14 protein-coding genes are annotated in these 19,952 nt (G+C 64.9%); 6 read left to right on the plus strand and 8 right to left on the minus strand.

Going from position 1 to position 19,952, the window contains the following annotated elements; all coding sequences use genetic code 11:
- The first annotated feature begins 60 nt into the window (after positions 1 to 60).
- Entirely contained in the window at positions 61 to 666 is a 606-nt protein-coding gene (locus tag KSS90_RS23035; RefSeq protein ID WP_217869843.1) for a BUD32 family EKC/KEOPS complex subunit, read from the plus strand.
- Between the two features lie 3 nt (positions 667 to 669).
- Here the strand turns inward: KSS90_RS23035 and KSS90_RS23040 are convergent, their stop codons facing one another.
- From KSS90_RS23040 to putP, 8 genes are all read right to left on the minus strand, one after another.
- Positions 670 to 1,764, minus strand: a complete 1,095-nt coding sequence (locus KSS90_RS23040; RefSeq protein WP_217867400.1) for a glycosyltransferase — start codon at positions 1,762 to 1,764, stop codon at positions 670 to 672.
- 66 nt (positions 1,765 to 1,830) lie between these two features.
- Entirely contained in the window at positions 1,831 to 2,787 is a 957-nt protein-coding gene (locus KSS90_RS23045; RefSeq protein WP_217867401.1) for a glycosyltransferase, read from the minus strand.
- Positions 2,788 to 2,834: 47 nt separating this feature from the next.
- The gene (locus KSS90_RS23050; RefSeq protein ID WP_217867402.1) at positions 2,835 to 4,238 is read right to left on the minus strand and encodes a PIG-L deacetylase family protein; all 1,404 of its coding nucleotides are present in this window, start codon (positions 4,236 to 4,238) and stop codon (positions 2,835 to 2,837) included.
- On the minus strand, positions 4,235 to 5,131 hold the full coding sequence (locus tag KSS90_RS23055) for an antimicrobial resistance protein Mig-14 (protein ID WP_217867403.1): 897 nt from the start codon (positions 5,129 to 5,131) through the stop codon (positions 4,235 to 4,237). Before KSS90_RS23055 ends, KSS90_RS23050 begins: the two co-directional genes overlap by 4 nt.
- On the minus strand, positions 5,131 to 6,261 hold the full coding sequence (locus KSS90_RS23060; protein WP_217867404.1) for a glycosyltransferase: 1,131 nt from the start codon (positions 6,259 to 6,261) through the stop codon (positions 5,131 to 5,133). Before KSS90_RS23060 ends, KSS90_RS23055 begins: the two co-directional genes overlap by 1 nt.
- Positions 6,245 to 8,002, minus strand: a complete 1,758-nt coding sequence (locus tag KSS90_RS23065) for a carbamoyltransferase family protein (protein WP_217867405.1) — start codon at positions 8,000 to 8,002, stop codon at positions 6,245 to 6,247. Before KSS90_RS23065 ends, KSS90_RS23060 begins: the two co-directional genes overlap by 17 nt.
- 197 nt (positions 8,003 to 8,199) lie before the next feature.
- Positions 8,200 to 9,036, minus strand: coding sequence for a 23S rRNA (adenine(2030)-N(6))-methyltransferase RlmJ (locus KSS90_RS23070; protein ID WP_217867406.1), 837 nt, complete (start codon positions 9,034 to 9,036; stop codon positions 8,200 to 8,202).
- Between the two features lie 167 nt (positions 9,037 to 9,203).
- Entirely contained in the window at positions 9,204 to 10,682 is a 1,479-nt protein-coding gene (gene putP / locus KSS90_RS23075) for a sodium/proline symporter PutP (protein WP_217867407.1), read from the minus strand.
- Between putP and KSS90_RS23080 the strand changes: the two genes are divergently transcribed.
- The 5 genes from KSS90_RS23080 (at position 10,681) to KSS90_RS23100 (ending at position 19,847) form a co-directional block, all read left to right on the plus strand.
- Positions 10,681 to 10,944: a hypothetical protein gene (locus KSS90_RS23080; RefSeq protein WP_217867408.1), complete on the plus strand. Its 264-nt coding sequence runs from the start codon at positions 10,681 to 10,683 to the stop codon at positions 10,942 to 10,944. The genes putP and KSS90_RS23080 overlap by 2 nt on opposite strands.
- Positions 10,945 to 11,040: 96 nt before the next feature.
- On the plus strand, positions 11,041 to 14,991 hold the full coding sequence (gene putA, locus KSS90_RS23085) for a trifunctional transcriptional regulator/proline dehydrogenase/L-glutamate gamma-semialdehyde dehydrogenase (protein ID WP_217867410.1): 3,951 nt from the start codon (positions 11,041 to 11,043) through the stop codon (positions 14,989 to 14,991).
- Positions 14,992 to 15,246: 255 nt separating this feature from the next.
- Positions 15,247 to 17,043, plus strand: a complete 1,797-nt coding sequence (locus KSS90_RS23090) for an acyl-CoA dehydrogenase (protein ID WP_217867411.1) — start codon at positions 15,247 to 15,249, stop codon at positions 17,041 to 17,043.
- Positions 17,044 to 17,073: 30 nt separating this feature from the next.
- Positions 17,074 to 18,516 carry a TldD/PmbA family protein gene (locus KSS90_RS23095; RefSeq protein WP_217867413.1) on the plus strand — a complete coding sequence of 481 codons (1,443 nt, stop codon included), beginning with the start codon at positions 17,074 to 17,076 and terminating at the stop codon, positions 18,514 to 18,516.
- Entirely contained in the window at positions 18,516 to 19,847 is a 1,332-nt protein-coding gene (locus KSS90_RS23100) for a TldD/PmbA family protein (RefSeq protein ID WP_217867414.1), read from the plus strand. Before KSS90_RS23095 ends, KSS90_RS23100 begins: the two co-directional genes overlap by 1 nt.
- Positions 19,848 to 19,952 lie beyond the last annotated feature (105 nt).

A 19,952-nucleotide genomic window follows, 5' to 3' on the forward strand; every position in this document is an offset into this window, starting at 1 on the left:
GATAATTTTCGGCATTATTGCCGGTCATTTTGCCTGCTCTTAAGACAAGGCTCTAATCACATGCATTGCTCCCGGCTCTCCCAGGTCGAATTCGACTACATGACACTCGGTGCCAAGGTGCTCGAGGCAGATAGCCATGGCGCCAAAGTCTACCTGCTTGAGGATGGAAATATTCTCAAGGTTTTCCGTCGCAAACGCCTTATTTCATCTGCGCTGCTGCGCCCTTACTCGCAGCGCTTCATCGACAATGCCGCGCGCCTGACCCTGGCAGGCTTCCCGACCCTGGAAGTGCTCAGCCACCACAAGCTGCCACTGCCGGGACGCACCGCGGTACTTTACCGTCCCTTGCCGGGTCAAACATTGTTGCAATTGTCACGCACCCCTGGTTTCAGCTGGGAGCGGGAACTGCCCCGCCTCATCGAGCTGATCCATCGCCTGCATCGCGCAGGGATCTACTTCCGTTCATTGCATCTGGGCAACGTGGTTGAAACCCCCGAAGGGTTGCTGGGGCTGATCGACGTGGCCGACATGCGCTTCCTGCGTGCGCCGTTGTCGTCGCGATTGGTGCAACGCAACGTGCAGCACATGGTCCGCTACATCGAACGGGAACCCCTCGCCAGTACATTTCCCCTCGAGCAATTCCAGACAGCCTTGACCAGTCAATGACCGTCAGCGCTCCAGCAGGCCAGCCGAGCCAGCCTTGAAGGCCTGCCAACCCTCATCCGGGGCCAGGGCTTTCCATTGTTCGGACGCCTTTGCCTCGGCGTTCCACTGGTGACAGTCGCTCATGGCAGCGGTCCAAGCGTGCTCATCGCCAACGGGAAGGTAGCATCCGCTCTCGCCCAACTGCTCGCGGAACACCGGCAAGTCGCTGCAGACCACAGGCACCCTGGACAGCACGGCCTCCTGAACCACCAACCCCAGCCCCTCGGCATGGGAAGGCACGAACAACCAGTCGAATGCCGGATACAAACGTGTCGAGTCCTTGCGATGACCATAGAGGCGTACGCTGTCACCCACGCCGAGTGACCTGACCCGAGCCTCCAGTTTTCCTCGCAGCGGGCCATCGCCCAAAATCGCCAGTTGCATGCCGGGCTGCGCTGCGTTTGCCTTGGCGAAAGCCTCGATCAGCAGTTCGAATCCTTTGCTCTCGACCAACCGCCCGACAGCACCCAGCACGGGGGCCGACGCCTGGGACGCGAGGCCCAACCCGCGCCTCGCCTCGGCCCGACTCGGCAACTGACTGCCGAATGCCTCGGGGTCGAGCGCCACGCGCAAGGTACGTACCGGGCGTCCCAGATCCAGTTCGAGCGCGCCGGCGAGCGTAGCGGAGACGGCAGCGACCCTCAGGCGCTCGATGGGAAACCGGCGAAACAAAGCAATGTCACGCCCGGTCAAACGGGTCGCGCCATGAAACAGGACGGAGATTCTCACTTCAGGAAAATGCTGCATCAGGGGCAGCAACAGCCGCGCCACGCCTAAGCCGTCGATCAACAAGACATCAGGCGCCACATCTCTCAGCGCGCGACGCAGACGCCAGCGAACCCAGGCCAAGGTCAGGCGATGAGGCAGTCGCCCCTTGAGAACCCGAGCGGGCAAATGCCAATTGCGCACCTGCCCCACACCGCTGCACAGACCATCACCCAGCAACAGCCAATTATGCACCTGGGCTCCCGCACAAGCATGCGCCAGCACCTGCCGATGAACGCTGTGGATGGATGAGAAAGGCGCCCCGCCCGACCACATCACGTTGAGGATATTCAACGGCTTCACGCCTCTCTGAAATTTCGATAAATCCTGAAACCAGTCACTTGCTGGAGCCGCAACGCCTCAGAAGCCGAGGCGCAAGCGCAAACGCTGCCAGGCGGTCAACGGTGGATGCGGGCGCAGCGCAGGCTTCATATGCTCGACAATGCTTCGACCGACCTCGGCGAAACTGAAGCCAGAGGTCGCCAGCGCACGGCCATTGGCGGCGATGCGCGCCGCCAGCGCCGGGGCCTCGCGCAACTGCCGCAGCTTGGCCTGCAGTGCCGGAATGCTGTCGTACAGCACCACGTTGTGCATGTCCACAAGGCCCAGCGCACGGTTTTCCTCATTGCCTTGGTCGTAGGCCAGCAGCACGCAACCGCAGGCCATCGCCTCGAAGTTCTTGATCATGTACTCGCCCATGCCGACATCGGCGCTGACGAAGAAGCGGATACGGTTGAGTGTGTTGCAGTAATCCTCGCCCGACTTGGTACGGGTAACGACCAGGTTCTCCACTTGCCCCAACTCATCCAGCAGCGCCTTGCGACCGCTATAGGCAACGCTCTTGGTACTGCCGACGAACGCCAGTTCGATATCGCGCTCACGGCCCTGATCGGTCAACAACTGCTCGTCGTATCCCTTGGGCACGAACACCGCGTCGAACCCTTCCTGGCGCAGGCGCTCGCTGACCATGTAGCCGGAGCTGATCACCCGCGCCCACGGCAGTTGCCGATAGTGCTCGCTGAACTTGCCGGTGTACTTGCAGGGGATGTAGTTCTGGTAGGCGTCGTGCTCGAGGATCACCAGGTTGGGCACGCTGCGGATGAACGCGACCTGACGGATCTCCTGCTTGAAACGCAGGAAGAACACGATGCGGTCGTAGCGCGTGACGTCCACTTCGCGCTTGAAATAGCGTCGCAGGTCACGCTGGTCCTGGTCGGTAAGCCAACGCAGGTCGCAGTCGCAATGGGCGGCCACGCCATCGTACAGGCGATCGAGAATCGCCCGTTGTTCCTTCTGCACCAGAAATAGGACTTTCATTGCGTTCCTTGGGCGCTCGGCGCTATCGCAGTCATCATGCTTCGGGGTCACAGGTCGCGACGCCAGAACAGTTCATGCCGACGCACAGCCTTGCGGAAGAACTCGTTCTCTCCATAAGGCGACGGTCGGCGGCCTGCCAGCCAGCGCTGCAGCACACGGCGCAGGCGGCGCTTGAAAGGCGCCGGGGGTTGCAAGTCGTGCATCATGCCCAAGGCCATGGCCTTGTCGCGCTGAGTCGCGGTGTCCAGCAGCAGGCTGCACGGCAGCCAGGCCTCAGTGCTTTCCAGCTGCGGCGGCAAGGCCACGCCATCGCCGCTGTCGCCCATCGGCCAGCGGTCATTGTCATGCAGATGGTTGGCGTAGCACAGCAGCGTCTCCGGCTGCCAGGCCAAACCTTGCAGCGCTTCGCGCACGGCAGCCTGGGCACAGATGTGATCGGGGTGCGGGTCGAGGGTCGGGTGCGGCATCACCAGCACCTGCGGCCTGGCCATTTCCAACAGCGCACGCAGGTCGGCCAGCAGGTTATGCCAGGTCGGCGCGCCATCGGCATCGGCGGGCAACGGGAACGGATTGAAGCAACGGAACGGGCGGATATCCGCCATGTCCGCTTCACGCGAGACCTGCGGCTGGGCCGGCGCCGCTTGCATGGCGGGCAGTTGCAGGCAGAAATAGCCCAGTTGCACGCAACGTGACTCCGCCACCCCTGCCCAGCGGGGCACGGCAATGCTGTCCCAGGCCCGCAGCCGACCCTTGAGCCGCGCGGCCTCGGCCCTTTCCAGGCCCATGCGCTGGTAGTGCTCGGCCTCGATTTCACCGGCGGTCAGGGTTACCACCCAGGTTTCCTCGGCCTGGCTGTACAAGCCGTAGGCGGCAAGCTCGGCGTCGTCGGCGTGGGGCGCAATGACCATCACCCGCCGCTTGCGCAGCTCGATGGCCGGGGTTATCCACAGGCGCGGACTGCCCTGCAAGCGGCAATGGCGCCCGCGCAAGCGCAGCGTGCCCGCCGCCAGCGGCTCGGCCAGGCCGGTCAGGTTGAGGTAGCGCACACCCCGGGCGCCACGCTCGAAGGTCTGCGCATCACTCGCCGTGGCACCCAGCAACTCGACCCGAGGGTCGAGCAAGCGCCCCAGCCAAGTGCTCTTGATACCGATTTCGAGTATCAGTGTCTCGTCGCCATGCAAGGCGGCATCGGTGCGCAGCAGGTCGCCCTGCAACGTAGCAATCGCTTCGCGGGTCTGCTCGCCGAAGCGGTAGGTGTAGTCTTCGCTGGGCGCATAGAACAGGTGGTCGGCGAACCACGCTTCATGAGCGGCCCACAGCAGTGGCAACAGCAACAGCGGCAGCCACCACCAGGTGAGCCCTCCCAGCGCAACCAACAGCACCAGCGCGACCAAAAGGCCCAGGCGCTTGTTGCGCCGGTGGCGCTTGAGCAATTGCTGCTTGCGGCTCACGACTGGAACACCGGCACAGGGTTGCACCAACGGTCCTTGTACTCGCGGTCGGCACGGCCGAAGGAGAAACGCAGCGCCTTGCCGCGCGCATTGGCGTCCTCCCAGGCAGCCTGTGTGTTGAGGAAGCTCAACACACTACCGGGGCTGAAGGCCTTGGTCTCGGGGTCGACGCCGCCATTGACGTACTCGATGCTGATCCACGCCGGAGCCTCGACGCGGTACACCAGCTGGATCGCGATCGGTTTGTCCTCCAGGAACAGCACCGAGCCGATCAACAGCTCACGCAGGCGCTCGACCACCTCGGCCATTCGCGCCGCGCCAGTGGCCGGGAAACCCCAGCGGCGCTGGAACAGCTCGCAGTACATGGCAGCGATCTCGGCAGCGCTGAAATCGCTGATCGGCCGCACCTGCCCGCCCGCCTCCTCCAGCAGGCGCAACTCGCGACGCTGGTTGTAGCGAAACTTCTTCGACAGGTCTTCGTGAGCGCGAGCCATCGCCAGTTGCTCGGGCTGCACCTTCAGGCCGCTGAATCGACCCTGGTTCAACGCCGACAGGTAACGCCCGGCATGACGCAGCGGCGCGGCGCAATCATCGGCAGCCGGTAGGATGATTTCGGCATTGCCCAGGTCGAACAGGCCCTTCTTGCCGTGGCGCTTGAGCACCTCCTTGGACAGCGCCAGGTGGCGCCCCCACGTCGGCAGCGCAGCCTTGAATTCGCCGCCCTGTGGGTACCCCAGGTAGCGCACCGGGATCTGTGCCAGCTCGGCCAGTTGCTCGATCACCAGCGGGTGGGTGGCGACACTGCCGCCAAAGCGCTGCCAGGCCTCGCCGTAAGCGGCCGCATCGATGACCTGCCAACCGCGTTCGCGCCAGCCTTGGATGAAGTTGAGCATCAGGCCTCCGCTACCAGCGCACGGACTTGCGGCAATTGCCAGAACGTATCGCGCACCGCCTGATCGCTGAAGCGCTCGCGCAGGCGTTGCAGCATATGCTGCGCACACGCCGCCTGCTGCTGCTCATCCAGCCCGGCCAGGTGCTTGAGGCCCTGGGCCAGCTGCGCGGCATCGCCCAGCGGGAACAGCACGCCGACCCCCTCGACCACCTCGCGCGCACCACCGCAGGCGGTGGCCAGCAGCGGTACACCAGCGACCATGGCTTCGAGCAGGACCATGCCGAACGGCTCGTGGTCCGAACTCAACGCGAAGACATCAAACGCCTGAAAGTAGCGACGGGCATCCGCCACCTGGCCAAGGAAATCCACCTGCGCGGCAATACCTAGCTCGGCAGCCAACGCCTTGAGATTCGCCTCCAGCCGCCCCTTGCCCAGGATCGCCAGCCGCGCGCCGGGCGGCAACCCTGGCAGCGCTTGGGCAAATCCGCGCAGCAGCGTGGCCTGGTCCTTGTCCGGATGCAGGCGACCGACATTGCCGACCACCCAGGCCTGCTCATCCAGCCCCAAGGCCCGGCGCGCTTCATCGCGAGGGACCAGGCTGGCCTGCAGCGTCTCGATGTCGATGCGGTTGTAGAGGGTCTGGATGCGCTCGGCAGGCCAGTGCGCCAGGCAACGGCGCATGTCATCGCGCACCGCATCCGACACCCCCAGCAAGCTCAGGCGCTTGCGCAACAGGTTGGCGAACAGCCGCCGCCCCTTGCGCTGATAATCGCCGAACGCATGATGCACACCGATCACCGGCAAACCGGTGCCCAGCAGCGCGACATAGATCGGCTTGAAGCGGTGAGCGATGCAGAAGCTGAAGTTGCGCTGCGCGGCAATCTTGCGCAGCGCGGCGATGGCGCCCAGCTTCAAGCCGCGCACGGCCTTTGAACTGAACTCTAGGAACAACACCTCGTCCGAGGCGCAGCCAGCCGCGACCTGCGCGTCAGCCGCCCCGGTGAGGAACACGGTGGTGACCTTGTAGCCGCTGCCCTGGAACAGGCTGGCGTACTGACGGGCGCAATCGAGGAAGGGCCCGTCATAGCCGTGGCAGAACTGCAGGATCCGCGGTTCAGAGCGGCTGGTCATAAGGCGCAGCGCCGTCCTTGACCACCAGGATGTCTTCCATGATCAGGTACTGCAGATCCGAGCCGAAGAACATGTTCAGGGCGTCGGTCGGCGAGCAGATCATCGGTTCGCCACGGCGGTTGAGCGAGGTGTTCAGCGACACGCCGTTGCCGGTCAGGCCCTCAAGGGCCTTCATCATGTCGTAGTAGCGCGGGTTGTACTCGCGCTTGAGCACCTGGGCGCGGGAAGTGCCGTCCTCGTGAACCACCTCCGGTACCCGGCTCTTCCACTCTTCAGCCACTTCGAAGGTGAAGGTCATGAAGGGTGCCGGATGATCGATCTTGATCATCTGCGGGGCAACGGTGTCGAGCATCGACGGGCAGAAAGGCCTCCAGCGCTCGCGGAACTTGATCTGGTGGTTGATGCGGTCGGCCACGCCCGGCACGCTCGGGCAACCGATGATCGAACGACCACCCAGCGCACGCGGGCCGAACTCCATGCGGCCCTGGAACCAGGCCACCGGGTTGCCGTCGACCATGATCTTGGCGATCTGCTCGGGCATGTTCTCAAGCTTGCGCCATACCGGTTTGCTCGGGTGACGGGCGCAGGCGGCGATCACGTCTTCGTTGGAGTACGCCGGGCCGAGGTAGACGTGCTCCATCTTCTCGACCGGCACGCCGCGGGCGTGGGACACATAGGCAGCAGCACCCACCGCAGTACCGGCGTCGCCGGAGGCCGGCTGGACGAACAGCTCTTTCACGTCATCGCGGGCGATGATCTTCTGGTTCAGCTTGACGTTCAGAGCACAGCCGCCGGCGAAGGCCAGCTTGCCGGTCTCTTTCAGGGTATCGCCCAGGTAATGGTCGATCATCTGCAGGGCCAGCTTCTCGAACAGTGCCTGCATGCTGGCCGCGTAGTGGATGTACGGCTCGTCGGCGATGTCGCCTTCGCGTTTCGGGCCCAGCCACTCGATCAGCTTGGGCGAGAAGTAGAAACCCTTGCCCTTTTCTTTATAGCGGCGCAGCCCAATGACGTTGGCGTACTCGGTGTTGATCACCAGTTCGCCGTTTTCGAAGCTGGCCAGGCGCGAGAAGTCGTACTTGCTGGCGTCGCCATACGGCGCCATGCCCATCACCTTGAACTCACCGTCGAGCATCTCGAAGCCGAGGAACTCGGTGATCGCGCCGTACAGGCCACCCAGCGAATCCGGGTCGAAGAACTCCTTGATCTTGTGGATCTTGCCGTTCTCGCCGTAGCCGAAGAAGGTAGTGGCGTATTCGCCCTTGCCGTCGATACCGAGGATCGCGGTCTTCTCTTTGAAACCCGAGCAGTGGTAGGCGCTGGAGGCGTGGGCCAGGTGGTGCTCGACCGGTTCGATCTTGATCTTCTTCGGATCGAAACCCAGCTGCTCCAGGCACCAGACGATCTTCTTGCGGTAGCGCTTGTAACGGCGGTTGCCCATCAGCAGCGCGTCGAGGGCGCGGTCCGGGGCGTACCAGTAGCGTTTGGCGTAGTGCCAGCGGGCCTTGCCGAACAGGCTGATCGGGGCGAACGGAATGGCCACCACGTCGACGTCCGACGGCTTGATGCCGGCCTGCTCCAGGCAGAACTTCGCCGACTCGTAGGGCATGCGGTTCTTCGCATGCTTGTCACGCACGAAGCGCTCTTCTTCGGCGGCGGCAATCAGCTTGCCGTCGATGTACAGGGCCGCGGAAGGGTCATGGCTAAGGGCGCCGGACAGGCCAAGAATCGTCAGTGCCAAGGGGTTAGCCTCTCAAATCGGTATGAAGTGCGCCAACGGCCATTCGGGCGGATGGCGGCTAAAGGGGCGGGATTATAACGCAAAGATGGCCAGGCGCGATGCACTCGCGTGGCAGCGGGCTTGCCCCGCGATAGCGGCGAATCCACCGGCGCCATCGCGGGGCAAGCCCGTTGCCATGAGGGTATCGTGCCGCCCGCTTACTCGGCGATCAGCCAGTCCATGCGGAAGCTGCCGGCGGTCTGCGCCAGTTCCTTGGCCAGCCAGGGCAGCAGCGTCTTGAGCTCGTCCTCCAGGCCCCACGGCGGGTTGGCGATAGCCAGGCCCGAGCCGTTCAGGCCCTGCGGGCTGTCCTGGTGATGGACGTACAGCTCGACCCGCAGCAGCTTCGGCGCGCCGGTGCTGGTCAGGTCCTGATAGAAGCGGGTCAGCGAGCGCTGGTCCTTGATGGGGTACCAGATCGCCGCGACGGTCTGGCGCATGCGACCGATCGCCTCCTTCATGGCAATGGTGCAACGCTTGAGCTCGTCGGCCTGCTCGAACGGCGGGTCGATCAGCATGATCGCGCGCTTCTCCTGCACGGGCAGCAAGGCCCGCGGAATGTGCCATCCCTCACCCAGGTGTACGGTGACGCGCGGATCCTTCTTCATGTTCTCTTTGAGCAGCGCGCCATCTTCGGGGTGCTTTTCGTTGAGCTGCGCGCGGTCCTGCTCGCGCATCAGGCGGCGGGCCAGCTCGGGAGAGCCCGGGTAGTAACGCAGCTCGCCGTTCTTGTTCAGGCGCTTGATAACGCCTAGATAGTCGGCGGTGACGGCCGGCAGATCATCGCGATTCCACAGACGGGCCACACCTTCGAGGTATTCGCCGGTACGACTCGCCTGGTCGCCCTGCAGGTCGTAGAGACCCAGGCCGGCGTGGGTGTCGATATAGGCGAACGGCTGCTCCTTGCGCGACATCAGGGCGATGAGGCGGGTGAGGACGATGTGCTTGAGGACGTCGGCGTGGTTGCCGGCGTGGAAGGCGTGACGATAGTTCATGGCGGCTCCTGCGGGGGCGGCAAGTTTACCTTGTCGCGAGGGAGACGTCAGGTACGGCGGTCGAACGATTTGAACCTCATCGCCGGCAAGCCGGCCCCCACAGACTTGAGGTGATCCCTGTGGGGGCTGGCTTGCCGGCGATGAAGGCGACGTCGATTCAGCAGGCGTTACTTGTCAGCGTGGTACGCCGCATCAGCGGTTTCAAAGCGCGAAACCATGCTGTTCGACGGGCTGCCCAGCTTGCTCACCACGAAGATGGCGATGCTGGCGAACAAGAAGCCCGGGATGATCTCGTACAGGCCCAGGCCCACGTAGTTCTTCCACAGGATCACGGTCAGCGCGCCGACCACGATACCGGCCAAGGCGCCGTTGCGGGTCATGCCCTTCCACAGCACCGAGATCAGCACCACCGGACCGAAGGCGGCACCAAAGCCCGCCCAGGCGTAGGCCACCAGGCCCAGCACGCGGTTCTCGGGGTTGGCGGCCATGGCGATGGCGATCAGCGCGACGGCCAGGACCATCAGACGACCGACCCAGACCAGCTCGGTCTGCGAGGCGTTCTTGCGCAGGAACGACTTGTAGAAGTCTTCGGTCAGGGCGCTGGAGCACACCAGCAGCTGGCAGCTCAGGGTGCTCATCACCGCGGCCAGGATGGCCGACAGCAGGATACCGGCAATCCACGGGTTGAACAGGATCTTGGCCAGCTCGATGAACACGCGCTCGTGGTTCTCGGTGACCGGGCCCGCCAGCTCAGGATGCGCCGAGAAGTAGGCGATACCGAAGAAGCCCACCGCGCAGGTACCGGCCAGGCACAGGATCATCCAGGTCATGGAGATGCGACGGGCGTTGGCGATCGACTTCACCGAGTCGGCGGCCATGAAGCGTGCCAGGATGTGCGGCTGGCCGAAGTAGCCCAGGCCCCAGCCCATCAGCGAGATGATGCCGATGAAGGTCGCGCCCTTGAACATGTCGAAGTGCGCCGGGTTCACCGCATCGATGGCGGCGAAGGTCTGGTCGAAGCCGCCGGTGGAGATCAGCACGATCACCGGCGTCAGGATCAGCGCGAAGATCATCAGCGAGGCCTGCACGGTGTCGGTCCAGCTCACCGCCAGGAAACCACCGACGAAGGTGTAGGCGATGGTCGCGGCGGCACCGGCCCACAGGGCGGTCTCGTAGGACATGCCGAAGGTGCTTTCGAACAGGCGGGCGCCGGCAACGATGCCGGAGGCGCAGTAGATGGTGAAGAACACCAGGATGACGATCGCCGAGATGATCCGCAGCAGGCCGGTCTTGTCTTCGAAACGGCTGGAGAAGTAGTCCGGCAGGGTCAGGGCATCACCGTTGTGCTCGGTCTGCACACGCAGACGGCCGGCGACGAACAACCAGTTCAGGTAGGCGCCGACGGTCAGGCCGATGGCGATCCAGGCCTCGGAAAGGCCCGCGAAGTAGATGGCGCCCGGCAGGCCCATCAACAGCCAGCCGCTCATGTCCGATGCGCCGGCGGAAAGCGCGGTGACCACGCTGCCGAGACTACGGCCGCCGAGAATATAGTCGGAAAGGTTCTTGGTGGAGCGATAGGCGGCGAAGCCGATCAGCACCATTGCCGCAATGTAGATCACGAAGGTGATCGTTAGTGGATTGCCCATGAGTTGTGCCCTGGCGTTGTTTTTATCTCTTGCGACCGTCGCGCACGGCGGTTGCACCCAGGCGGCGAATCCTATGCAACAACATGAACCAGGTGCAACCATTTTTCATTTGCAAGTTGCACCCAGCCCTGTCTTTTCGGATAAACCCCCTTTTTTGCTCCTTTTCGGAGCAAACACAGCGCTTTACATAAGCAAAAGCAGCAAAAAAAACGCTTTCGGCTGCCCGGAAACATCCTTCAGACGAGTTGCACCTTTGCCATGAAGATTTCGGGTTGCACCCGGTTGCACCCGAATTGTCCTACAGGCTAATCTTGCCTTCAGCTTAGGCCACATCCGTGGCCAATAACGAGGATAAGAAATGGCGACGACCACCCTTGGGGTCAAACTCGACGACCCGACCCGTGAGCGACTCAAAGCAGCTGCGCAGTCCATCGACCGCACGCCGCACTGGTTGATCAAGCAAGCGATCTTCAACTATCTCGAGAAGCTCGAGGGTGGCGCCACCCTGAACGACCTCAACGGCCATGCCGCCGCTGGCGACGACGCCGGCGAAGTCGCCGCCGACCACGCCCACCAGTGCTTCCTGGAATTCGCCGAAAGCATCCTGCCGCAGTCGGTACTGCGCTCGGCGATCACCGCAGCCTACCGTCGCCCCGAGCAGGAAGTGGTGCCGATGCTGCTGGAGCAGGCACGCCTGCCGGCGGCCCAGGCCGAAGCCACCAACAAGCTGGCTGCGAGCCTGGCCGACAAGCTGCGCAACCAGAAGAGCGCCGGTGGCCGCGCCGGTATCGTCCAGGGCCTGCTGCAGGAGTTCTCGCTGTCCTCGCAAGAAGGCGTGGCGCTGATGTGCCTGGCCGAAGCCCTGCTGCGCATCCCCGACAAAGGCACCCGCGACGCGCTGATCCGCGACAAGATCAGCACCGGCAACTGGCAGCCGCACCTGGGCAACAGCCCGTCGCTGTTCGTCAACGCCGCCACCTGGGGCCTGCTGCTGACCGGCAAGCTGGTCAGCACCCACAATGAATCCGGCCTGACCTCCTCGCTCACCCGCATCATCGGCAAGAGCGGCGAGCCGATGATCCGCAAGGGCGTCGACATGGCCATGCGCCTGATGGGCGAGCAGTTCGTCACCGGCGAAACCATCGCCGAGGCCCTGGCCAACGCCAGCAAGTTCGAAGCCAAAGGCTTCCGTTACAGCTACGACATGCTCGGCGAAGCCGCGCTGACCGAGCATGACGCGCAGAAATACCTGGCCTCCTACGAGCAGGCGATCCATTCGATCGGCAAGGCCTCGCACGGCCGCGGCATCTATGAAGGCCCGGGCATCTCGATCAAGCTGTCGGCCCTGCACCCGCGCTACAGCCGCGCCCAGTACGAGCGCGTGATGAGCGAGCTGTACCCGCGCCTGCTGTCGCTGACCCTGCTGGCCAAGCAGTACGACATCGGCCTGAACATCGACGCCGAGGAAGCCGACCGCCTGGAGCTGTCGCTGGACCTGCTCGAGCGCCTGTGCTTCGAGCCTTCGCTGGCCGGCTGGAACGGCATCGGCTTCGTTATCCAGGCCTACCAGAAGCGCTGCCCGTACGTGATCGACTACGTCATCGACCTGGCCAAGCGCAGCCGCCACCGCCTGATGATCCGCCTGGTGAAGGGCGCCTACTGGGACAGCGAGATCAAGCGCGCCCAGGTCGAAGGCCTGGAAGGCTACCCGGTCTACACTCGCAAGGTGTACACCGACGTTTCCTACGTCGCCTGCGCCCGCAAGCTGCTGGCGGTCCCGGAAGCCATCTACCCGCAGTTCGCCACCCACAACGCCCACACCCTGTCGGCCATCTACACCATCGCCGGGCAGAACTACTACCCGGGCCAGTACGAGTTCCAGTGCCTGCACGGCATGGGCGAACCGCTGTACGAGCAAGTAGTGGGCAAGATCTCCGAGGGCAAGCTGAACCGTCCGTGCCGTGTGTACGCACCGGTCGGCACCCACGAGACCCTGCTGGCCTACCTGGTCCGCCGCCTGCTGGAAAACGGCGCCAACACCTCGTTCGTCAACCGCATCGCCGACCACTCGATTTCGATCCAGGAACTGGTCGCCGACCCGGTCGCCAGCATCGAGCGCATGGGTACCCAGGAAGGCAGCATCGGCCTGCCGCACCCGCGCATCCCGATGCCGCGTGAGCTGTACGGCAGCGAGCGGGCCAACTCGGCCGGCATCGACATGGCCAACGAACACCGCCTGGCGTCGCTGTCGTGCGCCCTGCTGGCCACCGCCCACAACGACTGGAAAGCCGCCCCGTTGCTGGCCTGCGCCGCCAGCGAGCAAGCCGCCGTGGCGGTACTCAACCCATCGGATCACCGCGATGTGGTCGGCCATGTGCAGGAAGCCACCGTCGCCGACGTCGACAACGCCATCCAGTGCGCACTGAACGCCGCGCCGATCTGGCAGGCCACCCCGCCGGCCGAGCGCGCCGCGATCCTCGAACGCGCCGCCGACCTGATGGAAGCCGATATCCAGCCGCTGATGGGCCTGCTGGTGCGCGAAGCCGGCAAGACCTTCGCCAACGCCATCGCCGAAGTGCGCGAGGCCGTGGACTTCCTGCGCTACTACGCGGTGCAGGCACGCAACGACCTGCGCAACGACAGCTGCCGCCCACTGGGCCCGGTGGTGTGCATCAGCCCGTGGAACTTCCCGCTGGCGATCTTCTCCGGCCAGGTGGCCGCGGCCCTCGCCGCCGGCAACCCGGTACTGGCCAAACCGGCCGAGCAGACCCCGCTGATCGCCGCCCAAGCCGTGCGCCTGATGCTCGAAGCCGGCATCCCCGAAGGCGTGCTGCAACTGCTGCCGGGCCAGGGCGAAACCGTCGGTGCCGGCCTGGTCGGTGACGAGCGCGTCAAGGGCGTGATGTTCACCGGTTCCACCGAAGTCGCCCGCCTGCTGCAACGCAACATCGCCGGGCGCCTGGACAACCAGGGCCGGCCGATCCCGCTGATCGCCGAAACCGGCGGCCAGAACGCCATGATCGTCGACTCCTCGGCGCTGACCGAGCAGGTGGTGATCGATGTGGTGTCGTCGGCCTTCGACAGCGCCGGCCAGCGTTGCTCGGCCCTGCGCGTGCTGTGCCTGCAGGAAGACTCCGCCGACCGCGTGATCGAGATGCTCAAGGGCGCCATGGCCGAAAGCCGCCTGGGCAACCCGGAGCGCCTGTCCGTGGACATCGGCCCGGTGATCGACGCCGAAGCCAAGGCCGGCATCGAGAAGCACATCCAAGGCATGCGCGACAAAGGCCGCAGCGTTTACCAGGTGGCCATCGCCGAGGGTGAAGAGATCAAGCGCGGCACCTTCGTGATGCCGACCCTGATCGAACTGGAAAGCTTCGACGAGCTCAAGCGCGAAATCTTCGGCCCGGTGCTGCACGTGGTGCGCTACAACCGCAAGGACCTGGACCAGCTGATCGAGCAGATCAACGCTTCCGGCTATGGCTTGACCCTGGGCGTGCATACCCGCATCGACGAGACCATCGCCAAGGTGGTGGACAACGTCAACGCCGGCAACATGTACGTCAACCGCAACATCGTCGGTGCCGTGGTCGGCGTTCAGCCGTTCGGCGGTGAAGGCCTGTCGGGCACCGGCCCGAAAGCCGGCGGCCCGCTGTACCTGTACCGCCTGCTGTCGACCCGCCCGGCCGATGCCATTGCCCGCCACTTCCAGGCCGACGATGCGCGCAGCCAGGCCGACACCACCCTGCGCGACCAGCAGCTCAAGCCGCTGACCACCCTCAAGACCTGGGCGGTAAGCAGCCAGATGAGCGACCTGGCCGCACTGTGCGAGCAGTTCGCCGAGCAGTCGCAGAGCGGCATCACCCGCGTGCTGCCAGGCCCGACCGGCGAGCGCAACACCTACACCGTACTGCCACGCGAACACGTGCTGTGCCTGGCCGACAACGAGGCCGACCTGCTGGCTCAGCTGGCAGCGGTACTGGCCGTGGGTAGCTCGGCGGTGTTCCACGACGGCGAGCCGGCCAAGACCGTGCGCGCTCGTCTGCCGAAGGAACTGCAGGCGAAGATCAAGCTGGTGGCAGACTGGAGCAAGGATGAGGTCGCCTTCGACGCGGTCATCCACCACGGTCACTCCGACCAGTTGCGCGGCGTCTGCGAGCAGGTGGCCAAGCGTGCCGGCGCGATCGTCGGCGTGCATGGGCTGTCGAGCGGCGATCACCAGATCGCCCTGGAGCGCCTGGTGATCGAGCGGGCGGTGAGCGTGAATACCGCGGCAGCGGGTGGTAACGCCAGCCTGATGACCATCGGTTAAGGCCGCTGACGTCATCGCGGGGCAAGCCCGCTCCCACAAGGTCGCATGCAGGCCTTGGCGGGAGCGGGCTCGCCCCGCGGTGTTTTTGCGCTCAGCGCAGGGCACGCAAGCGCTGAACGAAACCCTTGCAGCGCTCGACTCACAGGCGCCTGAAGGCTATCGGGCTTTTAAAGCCATATCACCCAAACCAATTAACCTGTCCCCCGCGCCACCACCCCACCTAGACTCGCTGCATCCCGAACCAGGAATGCCGCTATGTCCGAGCAACTCCTCAGCAGCCGCAACCTCGCCTTCGAACTCTACGAAGTCCTCGACGCCGAGGCCCTGACCCAGCGCCCGCGCTTCGCCGAGCACAGCCGCGAGACCTTCGACGCCGCGCTGACCACCGCCCGCACCATCGCCGAGAAATTCTTCGCCCCGCACAACCGCAAGGGCGACGAGAACGAACCGCGCTACGTGAATGGCCGCGCCGAGCTGATACCGGAGGTAAAGCCGGCAGTGGATGCGTTCCTTGAGGCGGGCTTCCTCAACGCCAACCGCGACTTCGAAGTCGGCGGCATGCAACTGCCCAGCCTGGTATCGCAAGCCTGCTTCGCCCACTTCCAGGCGGCCAACGCCGGCACTACGGCCTACCCGTTCCTGACCATGGGCGCCGCCAACCTGATCGAGAGCTTTGCCAGCGAAGAACAGAAGCGTCTGTTCCTGCACCCCATGATCGAAGGCCGCTACTTCGGCACCATGGCCCTGACCGAGCCTCACGCCGGCTCCTCGCTGGCCGATATCCGCACCCGCGCCGAGCCTGCCGGCGATGGCAGCTACCGAATCAAGGGCAACAAGATCTTCATCTCCGGCGGCGACCATGAGCTGTCCGAAAACATCGTGCATATGGTCCTGGCCAAGCTGCCCGACGCGCCAGCCGGAGTGAAGGGCATCTCGCTGTTCATCGTGCCCAAGTACCTGGTCAACGCCGACGGCAGCCTCGGCCCGCGCAACGATGTGCTGCTGGCCGGGCTGTTCCACAAGATGGGTTGGCGCGGCACCACCTCCACCGCGCTCAACTTCGGCGACAACGGCCAGTGCGTCGGCTACCTGGTCGGCCAGCCGCACCAGGGCCTGGCCTGCATGTTCCAGATGATGAACGAGGCACGTATCGGCGTCGGCATGGGCGCGGTGATGCTCGGCTACGCCGGCTACCTGTATTCACTGGAGTACGCCCGTCAACGCCCACAGGGCCGCCTGCCGGACAACAAAGACCCGCACAGCCCCGCCGTGCCGATCATCCAGCACAGCGACGTCAAGCGCATGTTGCTGGCACAGAAGGCTTACGTGGAGGGTGCCTTCGACCTTGGCCTATACGCGGCCCGGCTATTCGACGACACCCACACCGCTGCGGATGCAGAGGCACGCCGGCAAGCCCTGGAGCTGCTCGACCTGCTCACGCCCATCGTCAAGTCCTGGCCTTCGGCGTTCTGCCTGAAGGCCAACGAACTGGCAATCCAGATCCTCGGCGGCCACGGCTACACCCGCGAATACCCGGTCGAGCAGTACTACCGCGACAACCGCCTCAACCCGATCCACGAAGGTACCGAAGGCATCCAGTCCCTCGACCTGCTCGGGCGCAAGCTGGCGCAAAACAACGGCGCCGGGCTCAAGCAACTGATCCGCCTGATCGCCGGCACCTGCGAGCGCGCCAGCCATCACCCGAACCTCGACACACTGCGCCAGCCGCTGGAGCAGCTGGTCAATCGCCTGCAAAGCGTGACCCTCGCCCTGCTCGGCGATCTAGCCCAGGGCAAGGTCGCCGGAGCACTGGCCAACTCGGCGCTGTACCTCAAGGTATTCGGCCACTGCGTGATCGGCTGGCGCTGGCTGGAGCAGGCCATTCATGCCGACGTTGGCCTGCTCAAGGGCAGCGACCGCGACTTCTACCAAGGCAAGCTCCAGGCCGCGCGTTATTTCCTCACCTGGGAAGTGCCGGGCTGCCATAATGACCTCGCTTTGCTCGAGGCCCGCGACGACACCTGCCTGGGCATGCAAGAGGGGTGGTTCTAGGGGGAGCCACCGTACACACGGAGGTTTCCCATGTTCGACTCCAGCACCCTGCTGCGCCAGCGCTTCGCCGCGCTGCGCAGCACGGCCGAATTGTTCTCGCTTCGCCATGTGAAGCAATCGCATCAGTCATTGTCGGTGCGGCGCAATGTCGCCGAGCCGCCCTTCTTCAGCCAGGACGAAGGCGCCATGCTCACCGTGCGGGTCAACGGCGTCGAGGCCTACGCGGCCACCGCCGACCTCTCGCAAGCCGGCCTGCAACGCGCCCTGGAACAGGCCGAGGCACTCGCCCGGCGGATCAAGGCCAGCAGCCTGCTCGACCTGAGCGGCCAAGCCGCCCCGAGCGGGCGTCACGATCATGTCTCGCCCAACTTCGAACAGTCCCTGCCCAACCTCGCCGACTGCCTGGACCTGCTCGCCGCCGAGTCCGCCAGCGTACCCAGGGACGAGCGCCTGGTGGACTGGCAGGCGAGCCTGGGCTTCAGTGTGGTCGAACAGACCTACCTGAATTCCGCCGGCGCCGAGCTGCGTCACGCCCAGCGCTTCGTCTACCCAGGCCTGGGCGTCACCGCCAGCGACGGCCAGGACAGCCAGAGCCGCAGCCTGGGCCGGGAGAACTTCGGCCAGCAAGGCGGCTTTGAAGTGGTCGAGCGCTGCGGCCTGGTCGGCGCGGCCCGCCGGGTGGCCGACGAGGCGCTGCAACTGCTGCTGGCGCCGAACACCCCGGCCGGTCAGCGCGATCTGTTGCTGATGCCCGACCAGATGATGCTGCAGATCCACGAATCCATCGGCCATCCGCTGGAGCTGGACCGCATTCTCGGCGATGAGCGCAACTACGCCGGCACCAGCTTCGTCAAAGCCGGCGACTTCGGCCACCTGCAATACGGCTCGAAACTGCTCAACGTGACCTTCGACCCGACAATCCACGAGGAGCTGGCCAGCTACAGCTTCGATGACGACGGCACCCCAGCCAGCAAGCAGTTCCTGATCCGTGATGGCCTGCTGGTGCGCCCCCTGGGCGGTGCCCTGTCGCAACTGCGCTCGGGCCTGGACGGCGTGGCCAACAGCCGCGCCTGCAGCTGGAACCGCGCGCCGATCGATCGCATGGCCAACCTCAACATCGAGCCGGGCGACCAGTCGCTCGAGCAACTGATCGGGGGTATCGAGCACGGCATCCTGATGCGCACCAACCGCTCCTGGTCCATCGACGATGCGCGCAACAAGTTCCAGTTCGGTTGCGAGTGGGGGCAGTTGATCGAAAACGGCGAGCTCAAGGGCGTGGTGAAGAACCCGAACTATCGCGGTATCTCCGCCGAGTTCTGGCGCAACCTCTCGGCAGTCGGTGACCGCAGCACCTTCCAGGTACTCGGCACGCCCAACTGCGGCAAGGGCGAACCCAACCAGGTGGTACGAGTCGGCCATGCCTCGCCGGCCTGCGTGTTCCGCCAGATCGACGTATTCGGAGGGGACGCCTGATGAGCACCGTCTACCAGCAACGTTTCGAAAGCTTGCTCGATAGCCTAAACGCCGCCGTGCAGCCCGGCGAGCAGTTCACCCTGGGCTATAGCGCCGAGCACTCGCAGTTCGTGCGCTTCAACCATGCCAAGGTGCGCCAGGCCGGGCTGGTCAGCCAGGCCAGCGTGCAGTTGCGGCTGGTCCGCGAAGGGCGTCAGGCCGAGCAACAGATCACTCTGGGCGACGATCCAGAACTGGACCGCCAGCGCCTGCACGACGCCCTCGCGCAACTGCGCCAGACCCTGCCGCTGCTGGCTGTGGATCCCTACCTGAACCTCGACGACAGCGCCTGGCACAGCCATAGCCTGCTGGAGCAGCCACTGCCCGAGCTGGACGAAGTGCTGGCCTTGGTCGAGCGCGAAGCCGGCGACCTGGATCTGGTCGGCATCTATGCCGCCGGCCCCATCTGCCGTGGCTTCGCCAGCTCGTTCGGCGCCTTTGGCTGGCACCAGGCCAACAGTTTCAACTTTGACTGGAGCCTGTTCCACGCCAACGGCCAGGCCGTCAAAGCCAACTACGCAGGGCAGGCCTGGAGCGGCGAGACCTTTGCCGCGCGCCTGCGCCTGGCCCGCGAACAGCTGACGCACCTGGGACGCCCAGCCATTACCCTCAAGCCTGGCAGCTACCGCGCCTACCTGGCGCCGGCGGCGATGGACGAAATCGCCGGCATGCTGTGCTGGGGTGGGTTCTCGGCACAGGCCCTGGCCACTGGCAACAGCCCGTTGCAGCGCCTGTACAACGGCGATGCGCAGTTGAGCCCGCTGGTGAGCTTCAGCGAACAGGTCAGCGGCTCGCTGAGTCCGGCCTTCTCCGACGAGGGCTCGCCGCGCCGCGACCTGCTGCTGATCGGTGAAGGCCGGGCGCTGGAAAGACTAGTGAGTGCGCGCAGCGCTGTCGAATTCGGCCAGCAGGCCAATGGCGCCGACAGCTACGAGTCGCCCTGCGCGCTTAGCCTGGCGCCAGGCAACCTGCCCGGCGAGCAGATTCTCGAACGCCTGGGCACCGGCCTTTACATCAGCAACCTCTGGTACCTGAACTACTCGGACCTGCCGGCCGCGCGCATGACCGGGCTGACGCGCTTCGCCACCTTCTGGGTGGAGAACGGGCAGATCCAGGGCCCGGTGAGCACCATGCGCTTCGACGACAGCCTGTACAACCTGCTGGGCAGCCAGCTTGAAGACCTGAGCCAGGAACGCGAGATGATACTGTCGACCAGCACCTACGGGCAGCGCAGCACCGGGTCGAGTCATCTGCCGGGGGCGTTGGTGAAGGGGTTGACCCTGACACTGTGATTCGCAGGACCGACCTCATCGCTGGCAAGCCAGCTCCCACACTGAACGGCGTGCGTTGCCCCTGTGGGAGCCGGCTTGCCGGCGATGAAGCCGGCACAGGCAAAC

The sequence above is a fragment of the Pseudomonas maumuensis genome (genome assembly GCF_019139675.1).
Taxonomy (GTDB): domain Bacteria; phylum Pseudomonadota; class Gammaproteobacteria; order Pseudomonadales; family Pseudomonadaceae; genus Aquipseudomonas; species Aquipseudomonas maumuensis.